Origin of the sequence: Tsukamurella hominis (genome assembly GCF_965137015.1) — a bacterium.
Classification (GTDB): Bacteria; Actinomycetota; Actinomycetes; order Mycobacteriales; family Mycobacteriaceae; genus Tsukamurella; species Tsukamurella hominis.
This window is the reverse complement of record NZ_CBCRZG010000010.1, coordinates 132,887-151,075: the sequence shown is the minus strand read 5'-3', so window position 1 is coordinate 151,075 and position 18,189 is coordinate 132,887. Positions and strand designations below refer to the sequence as shown.

Sequence of the window (18,189 nt, the reverse complement as noted above, 5' to 3'; positions counted from 1 at the left end):
CGCCCCGCCGGCCCCACCGCCGGCCCCGTCGTTCGTCTCCGTCACAGCGGCCACGCTACCTGCCACGAAACATGTTCGTAGCGCCGGTTTTCCCAGTCCTTACAGCGGGGCAATCCGGGCGACCCCGGAGAACGGTTTTCTATCAACTGACAGATAGAGCCCCGACCGGGAAGCCGCCCATGACAACCACCCAACCCCGACACCATGATTCGGATGATCTGGCCCAGCTCGGCTACCAGCCGCAGCTGCGCCGCTCGCTCGGGACGTTCGCGTCGTTCGCCGCCGGGTTCTCCTTCGTCTCCATCCTCACCACCATCTTCCAGTTGTTCGGCCTGGGCTACTCGCTCGGCGGGGCCGCCTTCTTCTGGACCTGGCCGCTCGTCTACTTCGGCCAGTTCCTCGTGGCGCTGTGCTTCGCCGAGATGGCCGCCCGCTACCCGATCTCCGGCGCGATCTACCAGTGGTCGCGGCGCCTCGGCGGCGAGGTGGTCGGCTGGTTCGGCGGCTGGTTCATGATCCTCGCGCAGATCGTCACCGCCGCGGCAGCCGCGATCGCGCTGCAGGTGGTGCTGCCCACCGTGTGGTCGGGCTTCCAGATCATCGGCGACGACCCGTCCCTCACCAGCTCCAGCGGCGCCGCCAATGCCGTCCTGCTCGGCACGGTCCTCCTCATCGTCACCACCACCATCAACTGCATCGGCGTGCACTGGATGAGCCGCATCAACGCTATCGGTGTCACCTGCGAGCTCGTCGGCGTGGTCGCGGTCATCGGCGCCCTCGCGATGCACGCCCAGCGCGGCCCCCAGGTCGTCTTCGACACCTCCCACGCGGCCACGACCGGCTCGGGCGGCTACCTCGGCGCGTTCATCGTCTCCGGCCTCATGGCCGCCTACGTCATGGTCGGCTTCGGCTCGGCGGGCGAGCTCGCCGAGGAGACCGTCAACCCCCGCCGGGTCGCGCCGCGCACCATCCGGTTCGCGCTCACCGCCTCGGCGGTCGGCGGCGGCCTCATGCTCATCACCGCGCTCATGGCCGCGCCGACGCTGGGGGAGGAGCTCGCCGCCGGCGGCCTGCCGTACGTGCTCCAATCCGTCCTCGGCTCGTTCTGGGGCAAGGTACTCCTGGTCGACGTGGCCGTGGCCGTCTTCATCTGCACGCTCGCCATCCAGACCGCGTGCAGCCGCCTCATCTTCTCCATGGCCCGCGACCACCGGCTCCCGTTCTCGGACCAGCTCTCCCGCGTGAACCCGCGCACCCAGGCGCCCGTCGCCCCGGCCGTACTCATCGGCGTCCTCTGCGTCGCCGTCCTGCTGGTGAACGTGGGCAACCCCGCGATCTTCGCGACCCTCGCCAGCGTGTGCATCGTGCTCATCTACCTCGCCTACCTGTCGGTGACGGTGCCGATGCTCTACCAGCGGCTCCGCGGCTGGCCGCACGGCGCCACCGTCCGCGACTCCGAGGGGAAGCCCGTCTTCACCCTGGGCCGCTGGGGCGTGCCGATCAACGCCGCGGCCGTCCTCTACGGCGGAGCGATGGTGATCAACCTCGCCTGGCCGCGCGCCGAGATCTACGACCCCACAGGACAATCCCCGCTCTTGCAGTGGGCCGGACCGATCACCATCGCGGTCGTCGTCATCGCCGGCATCGCGTGCTTCCCACGTCGCGCACACCCGCGCCCCGTCACCGCCGTCCTCCCGAACCTCCCCGCCACGAAAGGCATCTGACGTGACCGCCATCGCCGAGACCACCGCCACCACCCAGGGCGCCCGCGACCACGCCCGGGCGCAGGCCGACACCCGCGTCGAAGGCATGCCGACGGTGCCCGCCACCGCCCGGCCCGACCCGCCCGCGGGCGTGCCCGCCGACGCCCTCACCTGGGCGGAGACCGTCCCGGGCGGCCGCTACACGTCGAAGGTGCTGGCGCGCGGCTCCCGAATCCGCCTGACCGACACCGTCGGCACCGCCTGCGCGAACCTCCTCCTCTGGCGCGCCGACGCCCCCTGGGAACGGCTCAACGTGGCCGACACCGTCAAGGTGCCGTGGCAGGCCTACATCGGCGCGGGCCACCCGCTGCTCTCCGACCAAGGGCGTGTGCTCGCCACCGTCGTCGCCGACGACTCCGGCCACCACGACGCCCTCTGCGGCACCACCACACTCGCCACCAACACCACCAAGTACGGCGCGGGGGAGGCGCATTCGGGCAGTCCCGCCGGCCGCGAGCTGCTCGTACTCGCCGCCGCCAAGCACGGCCTCACGCCCACCGACGTCGCCCCGTCCGTCTCCTTCTTCCACGGCGTCACCGTGGAGGCCGACGGTGCCCTCGCCTCCACCGGCAGCGCGGGGGCGGGGAAGTCGGTGGAAGTGGTGCTGCACCTGCCGTGCATCGTCGCCATCGCGAATACCGCCCACCCCCTCGACCCGTCGCCGACCTTCGACACCGGCCTGCTCGAGGTGCTGGCCTGGCGCGCCGACGACCTGGCCGCGCTCGTCGCCGCCACCGACACCGACCCCGAATACCAGCGCGCCGTGGCGAACTCCGAAGACGCCCACCGCGCCGCGCGCTGACCGCCGACCACCGACTGAAGGACCACCCATGATCGCCACCGTCACCCCGCGGGCGCCCTGGTCGGGCATCGTCCCCGCCGGCCACACCCTCACCATGACCGACCTGCACGGCAACCAGGCCGTCGACACCCTCTTCTACGGCGCGCACGACCACACTGTCCGCTACAGCGCCCAGCAGACGATCCTCGCCCAGGGCAGCATCTTCCTGGGCGCCGGAACCGTGATCCGCGACCAGGAGTCGCGGCCGATGATGATCATCGTCGACGACGAGGTCGGCCACCACGACACCCTCGGCGGCGCCTGCTCCCAGGAGTCCAACACGCTGCGCTACGGCCACCACACCAAGCACCAGCACGCCTGCGTCGAGAACTTCCTCATCGAGGGCAGCCGGCACGGCCTCGGAAAGCGGGACCTGGTGGGCAACGTCAACTTCTACATGTACGTCCCCGTCGACCCCGACGGCACGCTCGGCATCGTCGACGGCCTCTCCGCCCCGGGGAAGAAGGTGGTGCTGCGCGCCGAGATCGACACCCTCGTGCTGATCTCCAACTGCCCGCAGATCAACAACCCCTGCAACGGCTTCGACCCTACCGCCGTCGACCTCGCGATCTCGGAGGCCGCCGCATGACCACCCTCACCGTCGTCCGCCCCGGCCCGATGACCACCGTGCAGGACTGGCCCGGCCGCGCCGGCTACTGGTCGATCGGGGTCCCGCCGTCCGGCCCGATGGATGACCTCTCCTTCCGCCTCGCCAACCTGGCCGTCGGCAACGACGAGGGCGCACCGGGATTCGAGTGCACCCTCGGCGGCCTTGCCGTCACCGTCGACGAACCCACCACCGTCGCGGTCGCGGGCGCCCCCGTCGCGGTCACCGTCGACGCGACGCCGGTCCCCGCCTGGGCGCCCGTCGAACTCTTGCCCGGGCAGCAGCTCGCCGTCGGCGCCACCGGATCGCTCGGCATGCGCGTCTACCTCGCCGTTCGCGGCGGGGTGACGGTGCCCGACTACCTCGGCAGCGCCTCGACGTTCACGCTGGGGAAGTTCGGCGGCCACGACGGCCGGACCCTCGCCGCCGGCGACGAACTGCCCCTCGGCACCACCGCAGCCTCCGCCCCGCGTCGCATCCTCGACGACGAGGTCCCCGCGTTCACCACCCAGTGGCAGCTCGCGGTCACCGTCGGACCGCACTCCGCCCCCGAGTACTTCACCGATGCCGACATTACGACGCTCTACGACACCGCCTACGAGGTGCACTTCAACTCGGACCGCACCGGCGTCCGGCTCATCGGCCCCAAGCCCGAGTGGGCCCGCCCCGACGGCGGCGAGGCCGGGCTGCACCCGTCGAACATCCACGACAACGCCTATTCCGTGGGCGCACTGGACTTCACCGGCGACACCCCGATCCTGCTCGGCCCCGACGGCCCCAGCCTGGGCGGCTTCGTCTGCCCCGTCACCGTGACCACCGCCGACCGCTGGAAGCTGGGGCAGCTCCGCCCCGGCGACGCCGTGCGCTTCGTCCCCGTCCGCGCCGCCGCGGCCGCCTCGCCCGGGGCCGTCGGCAGCGCACGGCGCGCGAACCTGCCCGTCGTGCTGTCCGCAGGCGGCGACGCCGACGACGGCGTCCTCGCCCGCTCCATGACCGCCGACGCCGAGACCACCATCACCTACCGCCGCTCCGGCGATGACAACATCCTCGTCGAGTACGGCGCCATGACGCTGGACCTGGAGTCGCGGGCCCGCGTCCACGCGCTCGAGCAGCGGTTGCGCGCCGAATCGCCGCGGGGACTGATCGATCTCACCGCCGGCGTGCGCAGCCTGCAGGTGAAGTTCGACCCGACCGCGCTGAACCAACCCGCGGCCCTCGACTGGATCCGCGAGGCGGAGTCGCAGCTCCCCGCCGCCGACGACATGATCGTGCCCAGCCGCACCGTCTCCCTGCCGCTGTCCTGGGACGACCCGAGCACCCGCGAGGCCATCGAGCGGTACGTCCTCGGCGTGCGCGGCGACGCCCCGTGGTGCCCCTGGAACATCGAGTTCATCCGCCGCATGAACGGCCTCGGATCGGTCGAGGACGTGCAGCGGATCGTCTTCGACGCCTCGTACCTCGTTCTGGGCCTCGGCGACGTGTACCTCGGTGCGCCCGTGGCCGTCCCGCTGGACCCGCGCCACCGCCTGGTAACCACCAAGTACAACCCCGCCCGCACCTGGACGCCCGAGAACGCCGTCGGCATCGGCGGCGCCTACCTGTGCATCTACGGCATGGAGGGCCCCGGCGGCTACCAGTTCGTGGGCCGCACCACCCAGGTCTGGAACCACCGGCACCCGCTCACCGCCGGCGGCTTCGAGCCCGAACACCCCTGGCTGCTGCGGCACTTCGACCGGATCAGCTGGTACCCCGTGAGCACCGAGGAGCTCGCGGACCTGCGCGCCGACACGGCCGCCGGCCGCGGCTCGGTGGACATCACGCCCGGATCCTTCTCGCTCTCCGCGCACCGCGCGTTCCTGGCCCGCGAGGCCGAGGACATCGCGCGGGTGCGGTCCGCGATGGAGATCGCCCGCGACGAGGAGCGCGGCCGCTGGGCGGCCGCCGGTGAGTTCACGAGGAGCGCAGCATGACCCGCATCGCCGACATCTACCGGCGCATCGCCGCGGACGACCGCCCCGAGGTGTTCCTCGCCCTGCGGCCGGAGGCGGAGGTCGCCGCCGAGTACGCCGCGTCGCTCGCGGCGGGCGGCCCGCTCGCGGGGTTCGTCCTCGCGGTCAAGGACAACGTCGACGTGGCAGGCTTGCCGACCACCGCTGCCTGCCCCGGCTACGCCTACCGCCCCGAGGTCGACGCCGCAGTCGTCGCGGCCCTGCGCGCCGCCGGCGCGGTGGTGATCGGCAAGACGAACCTCGACCAGTTCGCCACCGGCCTGGTCGGCACCCGCAGCCCGTACGGCGCCGTGCGGGATTCCCGGCGGCCCGACCGCATCTCCGGCGGATCGAGTTCCGGCTCCGCCGTCGCCGTGGCCCTCGACTACGCCGACATCGCGATCGGCACCGATACCGCGGGCTCGGGCCGCGTGCCCGCGGGGCTGCAGGGCATCGTCGGGATCAAGCCGACGATCGGCACCGTCAGCACCGACGGGGTCGTGCCCGCGTGCGCGTCCTACGACTGCGTCACGGTCTTCGCCCGCGACGTCGCGACGGCGAACCGCGCCATGGCGGTCATGGGCACCACCGGCACCCGCCCGTGGGCCGCCGACACCCCGTTCGCCGCCGCGCCCGACGCGGCGCTCGCGATCCCCGCCGAGCTCCCCGCCCTGCCCGCCTTCTGGCGGGAGGCCTTCGACGGTGCCGTCGCCCGCGCCGAGGCGGCCGGGCTGCGGGTCAAGCCCGTCGATGTCTCCGAGCTGCTCGCCGCCGCGAAGCTCCTCTACGACGGCGCACTCGTCGCCGAGCGGTACAGCGCGGTGGGGGAGTTCGTCACCGCGGCAGGCGACGACGCGGGGCTGGATCCGACGGTGGCCGGCATCGTGCGCGCGGCGGGCGAGGTTCCGGCGCACCGTCTGGCCTCCGACCAGGCCGAGCTGCGGGCCATCGCCGCGCGGGCAGCGGCGCTCTTCGACGGCTTCGCCGGGCTCATGGTGCCCACCGCGCCGCGCCACCCGACCCTCGCCGAGGTGGCTGCCGACCCGGTCGGGGTGAACTCGGAGATGGGGACGTACACCAACTTCTGCAACCTCCTCGACCTGTGCGGCGTCGCCGTCCCGGTGGGGGAGACCGCGGACGGCGCGCAGTTCGGCGTCACGGTGCTCGCGCCCGCGGGGCACGACGGGGTCGCGCTCGACCTCGCCGCTCGGATCACCGGCGCGCAACCCGTGGCGCCGTGGAACCTCGGCCTCGCCGGCGCGGTCGACCTGGCCGTCTTCGGCGCGCACCTGCGCCGCCAACCGCTCGAGCACGAGCTGACCTCGCTCGGGGCGTACTGGGCGGGGGAGATCCGGACCGCCGGCGAGTACCGGCTGGTCGAACTGGCGACGACGCCGCCCAAGCCGGGCCTCGTCCACGACACCGAGCACGGCCGCGGCATTCGCGGCGAGCTCTGGCGACTCGCGCCGGCCGCGCTGGGGAGCTTCCTCACCCGGCTGCCCGCCCCGATGACCCTGGGCTCGGTGGTGCTCGACGACGGCCGCGCCGTGGTGGGCTTCGGCTGCCAGGCTTCCGCACTGAGCGACGCCCGTGCACTCGCCGTGGACCACTGGCTCGACAGGTGACTGGAATCGGCTGCGGGGCAACGGCCCCACTGAGGGGGAGTTCTGCGCGTTTCGCGCATTCTGCTCTTTACTGAGATTTTCCGTTCTCGTCATACGCCGTTGGTGCGTCGATAATCTGGCGTCCTCATCAGCTCGACGAGGAGGCCACGGTCGTGACGGACAGCTCGGACGAAGCGGGACGGACGAAAAGTCCACCGGGACAGCGCAACATGGTCGCACTCGTCATCTACGCGATCATCGTCGTCGTGGTGGTCTCCATGGCGGTCTTCTACTCCTTCCAACGCGGCGGCCTCTCCGCCGACATCCGCAACAAGGCCACGCTGATCGCGCCCGCGGGCGCGGGCGGCGGCTGGGACCTCGTCATGCGCGAGGCGCAGGCGATCATGCGGGAGCAGAAGATCGCCACCAACATCCAGGTCGTCAACGTGCCCGGCGCCGCCGGCACCATCGGCCTGTCCCGGCTGCACTCGATGCCGGGCCGGGCCGACGTCGTCATGGTCGGCGGCACCGGCCTCGTCGCGGGCGTCCAGCAGACCAAGTCCGCCGTGACGATGACCGACGTGACCCCGGTCGCGCGGATCTTCGAGGAGTACGACGTGCTCGTCGTCCCCGCGAACTCCCCGTACAAGTCCGTCGACGACCTGGTCGCGGCCTGGAAGAGCAACCCGCACTCGATCCCGTTCACCGGCGGCGGCAGCTTCGACCAGCTCGTCATGGCCCAGTTCGCGAAGGCCGCCGGGATCGACCCGAAGAACACCACCTACATCCCCAAGGCCGGCGGCGGCGAAGTCGCCCAGGCCCTGGTCACCGGCACCGCGAAGGCCGCCTTCTCGGGCTACGCCGACCTCATCGACCAGATCCAGTCCGGCCGGCTGCGCGGCCTCGCGATGGCGGCCAAGGAGCCCCTCGACGGCGTGGACTTCCCGACGCTGCGCCAGCTCGGCTACGACGTGACGCTCGCCAACTGGCGCGCCCTGTTCGGCCCGCCCGGCATCTCCCCGGCGGACGTGAAGAACATCCGCGACGTCTTCGACGAAGTCATGCGCACGGAGGACTGGGCCGACGCCGAACGCAACAACAAGTGGACCAGGGCCTGGCTCGAGGGCCCGGACCTGACCACCTTCATCGCCGACGAGGATCGCGTCATCGCCGGCCTGTACAAGGAGCTGGGCAAATGACCGCGCAGGCAGACGAAGCGGACTCCGCGGCCAAGGGCACGGGCAACGGGCTCGGCGCGCTCGTCGTTCCCGCGATCCTCGCGATCGCCAGCACCCTGGTCGTGATCGGCAACGTCACCATGGACGTGCAGTCCGACGACAGCCCCGGTCCCACGTTCTTCCCATGGCTGCTGGCGATCGTCGGGTACGCGCTCGCCGCCGCGCTCGCGGTGCACTTCGTCCGCAACCCGGACGAGCTGGCGCGCTCGGAGACGAAGTTCCGTACCTACACCGACTGGGCGGCCGCCGGCTGGCTCATCGGCGGGCTCATCGCCTTCGCGGTGCTCCTCGACGTGCTCGGCTGGATCCTGGCCGCCGCGCTCCTGTTCTGGTGCGTGACACGGGCCTTCAACAGCAAGCGGCCGCTCTTCGACGTCTCCGTCGGGCTGCTGCTCGCCAGCCTCGTCTTCCTGATCTTCGGCGTCCTGCTGGACGTCCCGCTCCCGTCCGGAATCCTGGGAGGACTGTAACCATGGACCAGTTCGGACTCCTGCTCGACGGGTTCGCCGGCGCCCTCTCGCCGTCGAACCTCATGTGGGTCGTCATCGGCTGCCTCATCGGCACCGCGGTGGGCGTCCTGCCCGGCCTCGGCTCCTCGATGGCCGTGGCGCTGCTGCTTCCGATGACCTTCGCGCTCAACCCGACCGCGGCCTTCATCCTCTTCTCCGGCGTCTACTTCGGCGGCCTCTTCGGTGACTCGACGATGGCCATCCTCATGAACACCCCGGGACAGGCGTCGTCGATCGCCTCGACCTTCGAGGGACACCAGATGGCGAAGAACGGTCGCGCGCCGCAGGCACTCGCGACCGCGGCGATCGGCGCGTTCATCGGCGGCATGATCGCCTCGATCCTCGTCGTCTTCCTCGCCCCGTTCATGGCGGACCTGTCCACCCAGTTCGGCCCGGCCGAGTACTTCGCGCTCTCGCTGCTCGCGTTCGGTGCGATCTCCTCCGTCGTCTCGGAGTCGGTGCTCAAGGGGCTCGCCTCGCTGGTGATGGGCCTGATGTTCGCGACCGTCGGCATCGACCAGATCTCCGGCACCGAACGCTTCACCTTCGGCTCCGCGAACCTCTTCGACGGCATCTCACTGGTGATCGTCGCTGTCGGCATGCTGGCCCTCGGCGAGATCATCATCGTCGCCTCGCGGATCCGTCGCGACCCGGCCCCGAAGGCGCTCGGCGCCAAGGCCGGCCGCGCCTGGCTCTCCAAGGCGGAGTTCACGGAGGCTCTCCCGGCGTGGGGCCGCGGCACCGCGATCGGCCTCCCCTTCGGCGTGATCCCGGTCGGCGGCTCGGAGGTCCCCACCTTCCTCGCCTACGACGTGGAGCGCCGCCTGGACCGCCGCCGCAAGGTCCCCATGTTCGGCAAGGGGGCGATCCGCGGCCTCGCCGCGCCGGAGGCCGCCGGCAACTCGACCACCGGCATGGCGATGGGAGCGCTGCTCTCCCTGGGCCTCCCGGTCTCGGCGACGGCCGCGATCATGCTCGCCGCGTTCCGGCAGTACGGCCTGCAGCCCGGGCCGCTGCTGTTCGACAACTCGCCGGACCTGGTGTGGGCTCTGCTCGCCAGCTTCTTCATCGCGATGGTCGTGCTGCTCATCATCAACCTGCCCTTCGCGCAGCTGTGGGCGAAGCTGCTGCTGATCCCCGCGCCGTACCTGTACGGCAGCATCGTGGTCTTCTGCGGCCTCGGCATCTACGCGACCTCGCCGACGATGTTCGACCTGCTGCTCTTCCTCGGGATCGGCCTGCTCGCGTTCGTGTTCAAGCGCTACGACATCCCGATCGCCCCGTTGCTCATCGGCATGGTGCTGGGGCCGCTCGCCGAGACCAGCCTGCGGGACGCCCTGCTCTCCTCCGACGGCGACTACTCCGTCTTCGTCTCCTCGCCGATCTCGATCACCCTCTACGCCCTGCTGATCGCCGTGCTCCTCCTCAAGGCGCGCCAGGTCGTCACCGCCCGCACCGGAAAGGACATCTGATATGACGATTCTCGTCGCCCACTCGACCACCCCCGAGAGCGCCGCTGCGCTCCAGGCCGCCTACAACGAGGCGGAGCGCAGGCCCGGGGAGCCCATCGTCGTCTTCCTGCTCGACGGTGACGCCCCCGACCTTTCGGAGGCCACCGCGCGCGGCCTCACCGTCACCGTCGAACGCCCGAAGGAGTTCGAGAAGGACCCGGTGGGCGGCGTCGTCGACGCTGCGACCGCGCTGGACGCGTCCGTCCTCGTGATCGGGATCAAGCACCGCACCGCGACCGGCAAGCTGCTGTTCGGCTCGTCGGCGCAGCGGATCCTGCTCGACGCCACCTGCCCCGTGCTGGCGGTCAAGGTCGCGCAGGGCTGACGCGCGGCGCCTCCGTCGCTGCTGGAGCCGGCCGACGCCCGCGAGGCGGCCCACCGTGTTGTGCGTTACGTTCCGTTGGTCCCGCCTCGCGCGGTACGCTGTTGGAAATGATGTTCGATAGGTGGCGGGACGCCGCCCGACGAAGGGACGATCCGATGGCGGTTCAGGCGGTACTCCTCAAGGCGGGCTCCGCGCTCGTGACCGGCCTCGTCGGCGCCGCGGCGTACGATGCGACCAAGAAGGCGCTCGCCAAGGCGCCGCTGCGCGACAGCGCGGTCGCCGCGACGGCGCTGGGGCTCAAGGGCAGCCGCAAGGCCGAGGAGGTCGCCGAGAACGTGCGACTGAACGCCGCGGACATCCTGGCCGAGGCCAAGGAGCGGGTCGGCGAGGAATCGACCCCACCGGCGACCGGCGCCGCGCACGACCACGACCACTGATGACCGCGCCGTCCGAGCCTGCGGGCCGTGTCGTCTCGCAGGCCGCCGGCCGGCTGCGCTGGGTGCTCGATGATCTCGTCGGAGCGACACCGCAGCGCCGCATCGCGGTCGAGGACGCGGTGCTGGCGATTCCCGGAGTGCGAGCGGCGCACGCCTACAGCCACACCGGGTCCCTCGTGGTCTGGCATCGCAGCGACGTCGATCCCGCGCGCATCGCCGAGGCCGCCGCGGAGGGGCTCGCCGCCGATGCCTCCCTCGTCGCCCGGCACGCGCCGCACTCGGCGGACCTGACCAACGCGGATCTCCTCCGGATGGGTCTCGGCGCCGCGGCGCTGGTGCTCCTCGGCCTCCGCCGCTACGCCTTCCGCCGACCGCCGCTGCTCGGGCCCGGCACGCGGACCGCGGCGACCGCGATCACCGTCTTCACCGGCTACCCGTTCCTGCGTGGCGCCCTGCGATCGTTGCGCGGCGGACGCGCCGGCACGGACGCCCTCGTCTCAGCGGCAACCATCGCGAGCCTCCTCCTCCGCGAGAACGTCGTCGCGCTGACGGTGCTGTGGCTCCTCAACATCGGCGAGTTCCTCCAGGACCTCACGCTGCGCCGCACTCGGCGCGCGATCTCGGACCTGCTGCGCGGCAACACCGATTCGGCATGGCTGCGGCTCGCCGACGGGGCCGAGGTGCAGGTCCCGATCGACGCGCTCGACGTCGGCGACGTCGTCATCGTGCACGATCACGTGGCGGTGCCCGTGGACGGCGTCGTGGTCGACGGGCTCGCCGTCGTCGACCAGGCCGCGCTCACCGGGGAGACGCTCCCCGTCACCATCGAACCGGGCGCGACGGTGCATGCGGGAGCGGTGGTCGTCTCGGGACGCCTCGTCGTGCGCGCCACGGCCGTGGGCGCCGACACCGCCATCGGCCGCATCATCGAGCGGGTCGAGGAGGCCGAGCGGGACCGGGCGCCGATCCAGACCGTCGGGGACAACTTCTCCCGCCGCTTCGTCCCCGGGTCGTTCCTCTTGTCCGGGCTCACCCTGCTCCTGACCCGGGACCTGCGGCGCGCGATGACGATGCTGCTCATCGCGTGCCCCTGTGCAGTGGGCCTGTCGACGCCGACCGCGATCAGCGGCGCCATCGGCAACGGTGCTCGGCGCGGCATCCTGATCAAGGGCGGCTCGCACCTTGAGGCGGCGGGCTCGGTCACGGCGGTGGTCTTCGACAAGACCGGCACGCTGACCACGGGGCGGCCCGTGGTGACCAACGTCGTCTCGTTCCGCGACGACTGGACGCCGGAGCAGGTGCTCGCGCACGCGGCCAGCTCCGAGATCCACTCCCGGCACCCGCTGGCGGAGGCCGTGATCCGCTCCACCGAGGAGCGGCACATCGAGATCCCCAGCCACGCGGAGTGCGAGGTGATCGTCGGACTCGGCATGCGGACCCAGGCCGAGGACGGCCGCGTGCTCCTGCTGGGGAGTCCGGCGCTCCTGGAACAGCACGGCGTGGCTGTGGGCGTCGACGCCGGGCGGTGGGTCGAGCGGCTCCGCGCCGAGTGCGAGACGCCGCTGCTCCTCGCGGTGGACGGTGCCCTGACCGGCCTCGTCAGCCTGCGCGACGAGGTACGCCCCGAGGCCGCGGAGACCCTCGCCGCCGTCGCGGCGGCGGGCATCGGCACCGTCGTCATGCTGACGGGCGACCATCCGGAGACGGCGGCCGCCATCGCCGCCGAACTCGGCATCACCCGATGGCGTGCGGAAGTGATGCCCGAGGACAAGCTGGCCGAAGTCCGGGCGCTGCAGGACGAGGGCCACGTGGTCGCGATGGTCGGCGACGGTGTCAACGACGCGCCCGCGCTCGCGGCGGCGGACGTGGGGATCGCGATGGGCCTCGCGGGCACCGACGTGGCGGTCGAGACCGCCGACGTGGCGCTCGCCGGGGACGACCTGCGCAACGTCCTCGACGTCGTGGATCTCGGCCGGAGGGCCGTCGACGTGATCCGGCAGAACTACGGCATGTCGATCGCGGTCAATTCCGTCGGCCTGCTGGTCGGCGCGGGCGGCGCGCTCTCGCCCGTCCTGGCCGCGATCCTGCACAACGCCTCCTCGGTCGCGGTGGTGCTCAACAGCTCCAGGCTGATCCGGTACCGGCTCGCCGAGTCCAGCGATCCGCCGTCGGGACCACCGGCCGGCCCGCCCTGCCAGGGTGGCCCCAGCGGGCGACGTTAACTTCGTGTTTCCAGCCTGTTGCGCCTGACGATCTGGCTTGACGGCCGCCGGGGCAAGGGATTTGAGTGACTTCTCATGCACCTCTTGCCCCGCGAGCAGGACAAACTGCTCATCGTCGTCGCCGCGGACTTGGCGCGCCGTCGCCAGGCCCGGGGGCTCAAGCTGAATCACCCCGAGGCCGTCGCGATCATCACGTACGAACTGGTGGAGGGCGCGCGCGACGGGCGCAGCGTCGCCGACCTCATGTCCTACGGGGCCACGATCCTGACCCGCGACGACGTCATGGAGGGCGTGCCCGAGATGATCCACGACGTGCAGGTCGAGGCCACCTTTCCCGACGGCACCAAGCTCGTCACCGTCCACCACCCGATCCGGTAGGCGCGTCATGATTCCGGGAGAATTCCGCCTCGCGTCCGCGCCGATCCTGTGCAACGACGGCCGGCCCACGCGCACCGTCCGCGTCGTCAACACCGGAGACCGACCCATCCAGGTGGGCTCGCACTTCCACTTCGCCGAGGTCAACCGCGCCCTCGAGTTCGACCGGGCCGAGGCCTACGGGCACCGTCTGGACATCCCGTCCGGCACGGCGGTCCGGTTCGAGCCCGGCGACGGGAAGACGGTGCGCCTCGTCGCGCTCGCCGGAACCCGCGTGGTCCACGGTCTCGCGAATCGCGTCAACGGCCCGCTCGACGGTGCCGACGGCGCCGGGAACGGGGGAGAGCAGTGAGCTTCGAACTGAGCCGGCGCGAGTACTCCGACCTCTACGGCCCGACGGTCGGCGACGCCGTGCGCCTCGCCGACACCGAGCTCTTCGCCGTCGTCGAGCAGGACCTCACCGTGTACGGCGAGGAGGTCGTCTTCGGCGGCGGCAAGGTGATCCGCGACGGTATGGGCGAGAACGGGGTGCTCACGCGCGAGCACGACATCCCCGACACCGTGATCACCAACGCCCTGATCATCGATCACACGGGCATCGTCAAGGCCGATGTCGCGCTGCGCGACGGCCACATCCTCCGGATCGGCAAGGCGGGCAACCCGCAGATCAGCGACGGCATCACCATCACCATCGGGGCCGCCACCGAGATCATCGCGGGGGAGGGACGCATCCTCACCGCCGGCGGCATCGACACGCACATCCACTTCATCAGCGCGCAGCAGATCGACACCGCGCTCAACTCCGGTGTGACCACCATGATCGGCGGCGGAACCGGCCCCGCGGCGGGCACCAACGCCACCACCGTGACGCCCGGCCCCTGGCACATCGCCCGCATGCTCCAGGCGCTCGACGACGTGCCCATGAACATCGGGCTGCTCGGCAAGGGCCACGCGGGCGCCACCGAGCCTCTCGCGGAACAGATCCGCGCCGGCGCCATCGGCCTGAAGGTGCACGAGGACTGGGGGTCGACCACCGCCTCCATCGACAACTCGCTGCGGGTCGCCGACGAGTACGACGTGCAGGTCGCGATCCACACCGACACCCTCAACGAATGCGGCTTCCTCGAGGACACCGTCGCCGCGATCGACGGCCGGGTGATCCACACCTTCCACACGGAGGGCGCGGGCGGCGGGCACGCGCCGGACATCATCGCCATTGCGGGGCACCCGAACGTGCTTCCCGCGTCGACGAATCCGACGCTGCCGTTCACCGAGAACACCATCGTCGAGCACCTCGACATGCTCATGGTGTGCCACCACCTCAACGCCGACATCCCCGAGGACGTGGCCTTCGCCGACTCGCGGATCCGCCCCGAGACCATCGCGGCCGAGGGCGTCCTGCACGACATGGGGATCATCTCCATCACCTCGTCCGACTCCCAGGCCATGGGCCGCGTCGGCGAGGTGATCACCCGGACGTGGCAGCTCGCGGATTCGATGAAGCGCCAGCGCGGCCCACTCGACGGCGACCCGGACGGCGGTGACAACGCCCGGATCAAGCGGTACGTCGCGAAGTACACGATCAATCCGGCGCTCGCGCAGGGCATCGCGGAGTACGTCGGCAGCGTCGAGGAGGGCAAGTTCGCGGACCTCGTGCTGTGGAACCCCGCCTTCTTCGGGGTCAAGCCCGACCTGGTGATCAAGGGCGGACAGATCGCCACGGCCCTGATGGGCGACGCCAACGCCTCGATCCCGACGCCCCAACCGCGCACCATGCGCCCGCAGTTCGGGTCGATGGGGCAGGCGGTGCACGACGCCGCGATCACCTTTCTCTCCACCGCGGCAGCGGAATCCGGCGTTGCCGGCGAGCTCGGGCTGCGCAAGCGCACCCTGCCCGTCCGGGGCATCCGCACCCTCCGCAAGCAGGACCTGCCGCACAACGGCGCGACGCCCGACATCACCGTCGACCCCGAGACGTACGTCGTCGCCGTCGACGGGACGCCCGTCCGCTCCGAGCCCGCGTCGTCCCTGCCCATGACCCAGCGCTACTTCCTGTTCTGAGAGGCGAGAAGTGATCATCGAGACCGTCGCCGGCAACCTCGCCGACCTCGACCCCGCCGAACTGGACGCCGTGCACGTCGAGCGGGTGCCGCTCGCCGGAGCCGACCTCGTGAAGCGGATCCAGCGGGTGCGCACCGACCACGACCGGGAGATCGGGCTGCGCCTGGCCGCGCCCGTCGGGCCGGACGGCGACTTGCGCGACGGCGACATCCTGCACCGCGACGACCGCAACATCATCGCCGTGCAGGTGCTGGCCACCGACGTGCTCGTGATCGCCCCGCGCACGATCACCGAGATGGGCCGCACCGCGCACGGACTCGGCAACCGCCACCTGCAGGCGCAGTTCTTCGACGCCGATTCCGAGTACGGCGCCGAGGTGATGGTGGTGCAGTACGACCACACCGTCGAGGACTACCTCGTTCATCACGGCGTGCCCTTCGCGCGGCAGGACCGCGTGCTGCCCACGCCCTTCCGCCACGCGGAGCACACGCATTGAACACCGTTTCGGTCGGCGAAAGCGCAGGTCGCGGCGTACAGGAACGGTGTTCCATCGGGGCGGGGGCGTCGCCGGGGTACCTGCTGCCGCTCCTGCAGCTCAGCGACTCCGCGCTCCCGACGGGCGCGTTCAGCCACTCCTTCGGGATGGAGGCGTACCTCGCGGACGGCACCATCGCGGACGAGGACACCTTCGCAGCGTGGTTGCGCGCGTACGTCTCCCGGCAGCTCGCCTACACCGACGGCCTCGCGATCCGGATGGTCTTCGACGCACTGCACCTCGGCGACCTCGACGCGGTCTGGAAGCTCGACCGCCTACTGGCGGCCCTCACCCTGCCCGAACAGGTGCGGACCGCGGCCGGCACGATCGGCAGGCGCACCGCCGAGGTCGGCACCGTCGTCGCGCCCGAGTCCTTCCTCGGCGACTACCTCGCCGAGCTCGACGCCGGTCGCTGCCACGGGCACCCCGCCGTCGCGTTCGCGCTGCTCGCTCACGCGGTGGACGCCCCGCCGGCCGCGGCGATCGAGGCGCACGTCTTCGCCGCCGTCACCTCGCTGACCCAGAACGCCGTGCGCGCTATCCCCATCGGCCAGACCGCGGGGCAGCGGGTGCAGCGCTCGATGCACGACGTGGTGGCCGACGCCGTCGCCACCGCGATGACCCTGACCGACGACGACCTGGGCGCCGCATCGCCCGGGCTCGAGATCGCCCAGATGCGGCATCGGCGCCAGCGGGCGCGGATGTTCATGAGCTAGGAGGAGATTCCATGACGACGATCCGGATCGGTGTCGGCGGACCCGTGGGCGCGGGCAAGACCCAGCTCGTGGAGCGCATCACCCGCCACCTCGACGGCGAGGTGTCGATGGCGGCCATCACCAACGACATCTACACCACCGAGGACGCGAAGATCCTGGCGCGCAACAGCGTGCTGCCCGGCGACCGCATCGTCGGGATCGAGACCGGCGGCTGCCCCCACACCGCCATCCGCGAGGACACGTCGATGAACGAGGCCGCGGTCTCGCGGCTGATCGCCGCGCATCCGGACCTGCAGATCGTCTTCATCGAGAGCGGCGGCGACAACCTCTCCGCGACCTTCAGTCCCGAGCTCGTGGACTTCTCGATCTACCTCATCGACGTCGCGCAGGGCGAGGAGATCCCGCGCAAGGCCGGGCAGGGCATGATCAAGTCGGACCTGTTCGTGATCAACAAGACCGACCTCGCGCCGTACGTCGGCGCGGACCTGTCCGTCATGGCCGCCGACTCAAAGGTCTTCCGCGGCGACCGCCCGTTCTGCATGACCAACCTCAAGACCGACGAGGGCCTGGATGGCGTGCTGGAGTGGATCCGCCGCGACGTCCTCATGCTCGACCTCGCGTGAGCGGTGCTGCCGTGCCCGCGCTCACCGGCGAACTCGCCCTGACGCTCGCACCGCGGGGGCAGCGCACCGTCGCCGTGGCGCAGCGGCACGCCGGCACCCTGCAGACCCTGCGGCCCATGTACCTCGACGACTCCGGGCAGGTCACCTACCACGTGGTGAACCCCGGGGGCGGGTGCCTGCGCGGCGACACCTACGCGATCGACATCGAGCTGGAGGCCGGCGCCCGGGCCGTCGTGACCACGCAGTCGGCGACCAAGGTCTACCGCACGCCCGGCGGCGGCGCCGCGCAGCACATGCGGATCCGGCTCGGTGCCGGCGCCGTCCTCGAGTACGTGCCCGACGCGCTGATCCTGTACCGCGAAGCCACCTACCGGCAGACCTGCGCCGTGGAGCTCGACGAGACCGCGTCGCTCGTCCTGGCCGAGATCATCACGCCCGGATGGTCGCCCGACGGTGCGCGGTTCCGGTACGACGAGCTGCGCATGCGCACCGAGATCCACCGCGGCGGGGAGCTGCTCGCGGTGGACAACCTGCTCATCGAACCCGGCCGCGCCGACCCGTCCGGCATAGGCTTCCTCGACGGGCGCACGCACGTCGGATCGCTGACCGCGGTGGATCCGCGCATCGACGAGGATCTGCTCGACGAGGTGCACGCGCTCACCGGGACCGTCGGGACGGTTCGGAGCGGGCTCACCGCGCTCGCCGGCCCGGGCTTCGTACTCCGCTGCCTCGGTGACGACACCGCCGAGCTGGCCGGCCTGTTCGACGCGGTCATCGCGCTGCTCCGATCCCGATGGACCGGACAGGCACCCATGAACCTGCGAAAGTACTGAG

At 71.4% G+C, this 18,189-nt stretch carries 18 protein-coding genes; all 18 read left to right on the top strand.

Features of this window, described 5'->3' with window-relative positions:
• Nucleotides 1-179: 179 nt before the first annotated feature.
• The 18 genes from ACM9LD_RS14585 (at nucleotide 180) to ACM9LD_RS14500 (ending at nucleotide 18,188) form a co-directional block, all read left to right on the top strand.
• Entirely contained in the window at nucleotides 180-1,724 is a 1,545-nt protein-coding gene (locus ACM9LD_RS14585; RefSeq protein ID WP_415677341.1) for an amino acid permease, read from the top strand.
• Nucleotide 1,725: 1 nt separating this feature from the next.
• Nucleotides 1,726-2,565: an urea amidolyase associated protein UAAP1 gene (locus tag ACM9LD_RS14580; RefSeq protein WP_415677340.1), complete on the top strand. Its 840-nt coding sequence runs from the start codon at nucleotides 1,726-1,728 to the stop codon at nucleotides 2,563-2,565.
• Between the two features lie 28 nt (nucleotides 2,566-2,593).
• The gene (locus tag ACM9LD_RS14575; RefSeq protein ID WP_415677339.1) at nucleotides 2,594-3,193 is read left to right on the top strand and encodes an urea amidolyase associated protein UAAP2; all 600 of its coding nucleotides are present in this window, start codon (nucleotides 2,594-2,596) and stop codon (nucleotides 3,191-3,193) included.
• Nucleotides 3,190-5,181 carry a 5-oxoprolinase/urea amidolyase family protein gene (locus ACM9LD_RS14570; protein WP_415677338.1) on the top strand — a complete coding sequence of 664 codons (1,992 nt, stop codon included), beginning with the start codon at nucleotides 3,190-3,192 and terminating at the stop codon, nucleotides 5,179-5,181. The genes ACM9LD_RS14575 and ACM9LD_RS14570 overlap by 4 nt, the downstream gene beginning before the upstream one ends.
• Complete coding sequence (atzF, locus tag ACM9LD_RS14565) at nucleotides 5,178-6,824, top strand: allophanate hydrolase (protein WP_415677337.1); 1,647 nt, start codon at nucleotides 5,178-5,180, stop codon at nucleotides 6,822-6,824. The genes ACM9LD_RS14570 and atzF overlap by 4 nt, the downstream gene beginning before the upstream one ends.
• A gap of 209 nt (nucleotides 6,825-7,033) precedes the next feature.
• The gene (locus ACM9LD_RS14560) at nucleotides 7,034-8,002 is read left to right on the top strand and encodes a Bug family tripartite tricarboxylate transporter substrate binding protein (protein WP_415677336.1); all 969 of its coding nucleotides are present in this window, start codon (nucleotides 7,034-7,036) and stop codon (nucleotides 8,000-8,002) included.
• The gene (locus ACM9LD_RS14555; protein WP_415677335.1) at nucleotides 7,999-8,511 is read left to right on the top strand and encodes a tripartite tricarboxylate transporter TctB family protein; all 513 of its coding nucleotides are present in this window, start codon (nucleotides 7,999-8,001) and stop codon (nucleotides 8,509-8,511) included. The genes ACM9LD_RS14560 and ACM9LD_RS14555 overlap by 4 nt, the downstream gene beginning before the upstream one ends.
• Nucleotides 8,512-8,513: 2 nt before the next feature.
• Nucleotides 8,514-10,022, top strand: coding sequence for a tripartite tricarboxylate transporter permease (locus ACM9LD_RS14550; protein WP_415677334.1), 1,509 nt, complete (start codon nucleotides 8,514-8,516; stop codon nucleotides 10,020-10,022).
• Nucleotide 10,023: 1 nt separating this feature from the next.
• Nucleotides 10,024-10,386, top strand: coding sequence for a universal stress protein (locus ACM9LD_RS14545; protein ID WP_415677333.1), 363 nt, complete (start codon nucleotides 10,024-10,026; stop codon nucleotides 10,384-10,386).
• A 155-nt stretch (nucleotides 10,387-10,541) separates the two neighbouring features.
• A complete protein-coding gene (locus ACM9LD_RS14540) occupies nucleotides 10,542-10,823 on the top strand; it encodes a DUF1490 family protein (RefSeq protein WP_415677332.1) in 282 nt (93 codons plus the stop codon).
• Complete coding sequence (locus ACM9LD_RS14535) at nucleotides 10,823-13,045, top strand: heavy metal translocating P-type ATPase (RefSeq protein ID WP_415677331.1); 2,223 nt, start codon at nucleotides 10,823-10,825, stop codon at nucleotides 13,043-13,045. Before ACM9LD_RS14540 ends, ACM9LD_RS14535 begins: the two co-directional genes overlap by 1 nt.
• Before the next feature lie 75 nt (nucleotides 13,046-13,120).
• Entirely contained in the window at nucleotides 13,121-13,423 is a 303-nt protein-coding gene (locus ACM9LD_RS14530) for an urease subunit gamma (RefSeq protein ID WP_415677330.1), read from the top strand.
• Between the two features lie 7 nt (nucleotides 13,424-13,430).
• Nucleotides 13,431-13,772 carry an urease subunit beta gene (locus ACM9LD_RS14525; protein ID WP_415677329.1) on the top strand — a complete coding sequence of 114 codons (342 nt, stop codon included), beginning with the start codon at nucleotides 13,431-13,433 and terminating at the stop codon, nucleotides 13,770-13,772.
• Nucleotides 13,769-15,481 (top strand): urease subunit alpha, encoded by a 1,713-nt coding sequence (gene ureC / locus ACM9LD_RS14520; RefSeq protein WP_415677328.1) that lies wholly within the window; start codon nucleotides 13,769-13,771, stop codon nucleotides 15,479-15,481. The genes ACM9LD_RS14525 and ureC overlap by 4 nt, the downstream gene beginning before the upstream one ends.
• 10 nt (nucleotides 15,482-15,491) lie before the next feature.
• On the top strand, nucleotides 15,492-15,977 hold the full coding sequence (gene ureE, locus ACM9LD_RS14515) for an urease accessory protein UreE (RefSeq protein ID WP_415677327.1): 486 nt from the start codon (nucleotides 15,492-15,494) through the stop codon (nucleotides 15,975-15,977).
• On the top strand, nucleotides 15,974-16,732 hold the full coding sequence (locus ACM9LD_RS14510) for an urease accessory protein UreF (protein ID WP_415677326.1): 759 nt from the start codon (nucleotides 15,974-15,976) through the stop codon (nucleotides 16,730-16,732). The genes ureE and ACM9LD_RS14510 overlap by 4 nt, the downstream gene beginning before the upstream one ends.
• Before the next feature lie 11 nt (nucleotides 16,733-16,743).
• On the top strand, nucleotides 16,744-17,355 hold the full coding sequence (ureG, locus tag ACM9LD_RS14505) for an urease accessory protein UreG (protein ID WP_415677325.1): 612 nt from the start codon (nucleotides 16,744-16,746) through the stop codon (nucleotides 17,353-17,355).
• A complete protein-coding gene (locus ACM9LD_RS14500) occupies nucleotides 17,352-18,188 on the top strand; it encodes an urease accessory protein UreD (protein ID WP_415677324.1) in 837 nt (278 codons plus the stop codon). Before ureG ends, ACM9LD_RS14500 begins: the two co-directional genes overlap by 4 nt.
• Nucleotide 18,189: the final 1 nt, after the last annotated feature.

What these genes read in the sequence shown, in the direction of transcription:
- ACM9LD_RS14585 (WP_415677341.1), top strand. Translation starts at nt 180, where the DNA reads ATGACAACCACCCAACCCCGACACCATGATTCGGATGATCTGGCCCAG.
- ACM9LD_RS14575 (WP_415677339.1), top strand. Translation starts at nt 2,594, where the DNA reads ATGATCGCCACCGTCACCCCGCGGGCGCCCTGGTCGGGCATCGTCCCC.
- ACM9LD_RS14570 (WP_415677338.1), top strand. Translation starts at nt 3,190, where the DNA reads ATGACCACCCTCACCGTCGTCCGCCCCGGCCCGATGACCACCGTGCAG.
- atzF (WP_415677337.1), top strand. Translation starts at nt 5,178, where the DNA reads ATGACCCGCATCGCCGACATCTACCGGCGCATCGCCGCGGACGACCGC.
- ACM9LD_RS14560 (WP_415677336.1), top strand. Translation starts at nt 7,034, where the DNA reads ATGGTCGCACTCGTCATCTACGCGATCATCGTCGTCGTGGTGGTCTCC.
- ACM9LD_RS14555 (WP_415677335.1), top strand. Translation starts at nt 7,999, where the DNA reads ATGACCGCGCAGGCAGACGAAGCGGACTCCGCGGCCAAGGGCACGGGC.
- ACM9LD_RS14550 (WP_415677334.1), top strand. Translation starts at nt 8,514, where the DNA reads ATGGACCAGTTCGGACTCCTGCTCGACGGGTTCGCCGGCGCCCTCTCG.
- ACM9LD_RS14545 (WP_415677333.1), top strand. Translation starts at nt 10,024, where the DNA reads ATGACGATTCTCGTCGCCCACTCGACCACCCCCGAGAGCGCCGCTGCG.
- ACM9LD_RS14540 (WP_415677332.1), top strand. Translation starts at nt 10,542, where the DNA reads ATGGCGGTTCAGGCGGTACTCCTCAAGGCGGGCTCCGCGCTCGTGACC.
- ACM9LD_RS14535 (WP_415677331.1), top strand. Translation starts at nt 10,823, where the DNA reads ATGACCGCGCCGTCCGAGCCTGCGGGCCGTGTCGTCTCGCAGGCCGCC.
- ACM9LD_RS14530 (WP_415677330.1), top strand. Translation starts at nt 13,121, where the DNA reads ATGCACCTCTTGCCCCGCGAGCAGGACAAACTGCTCATCGTCGTCGCC.
- ACM9LD_RS14525 (WP_415677329.1), top strand. Translation starts at nt 13,431, where the DNA reads ATGATTCCGGGAGAATTCCGCCTCGCGTCCGCGCCGATCCTGTGCAAC.
- ureG (WP_415677325.1), top strand. Translation starts at nt 16,744, where the DNA reads ATGACGACGATCCGGATCGGTGTCGGCGGACCCGTGGGCGCGGGCAAG.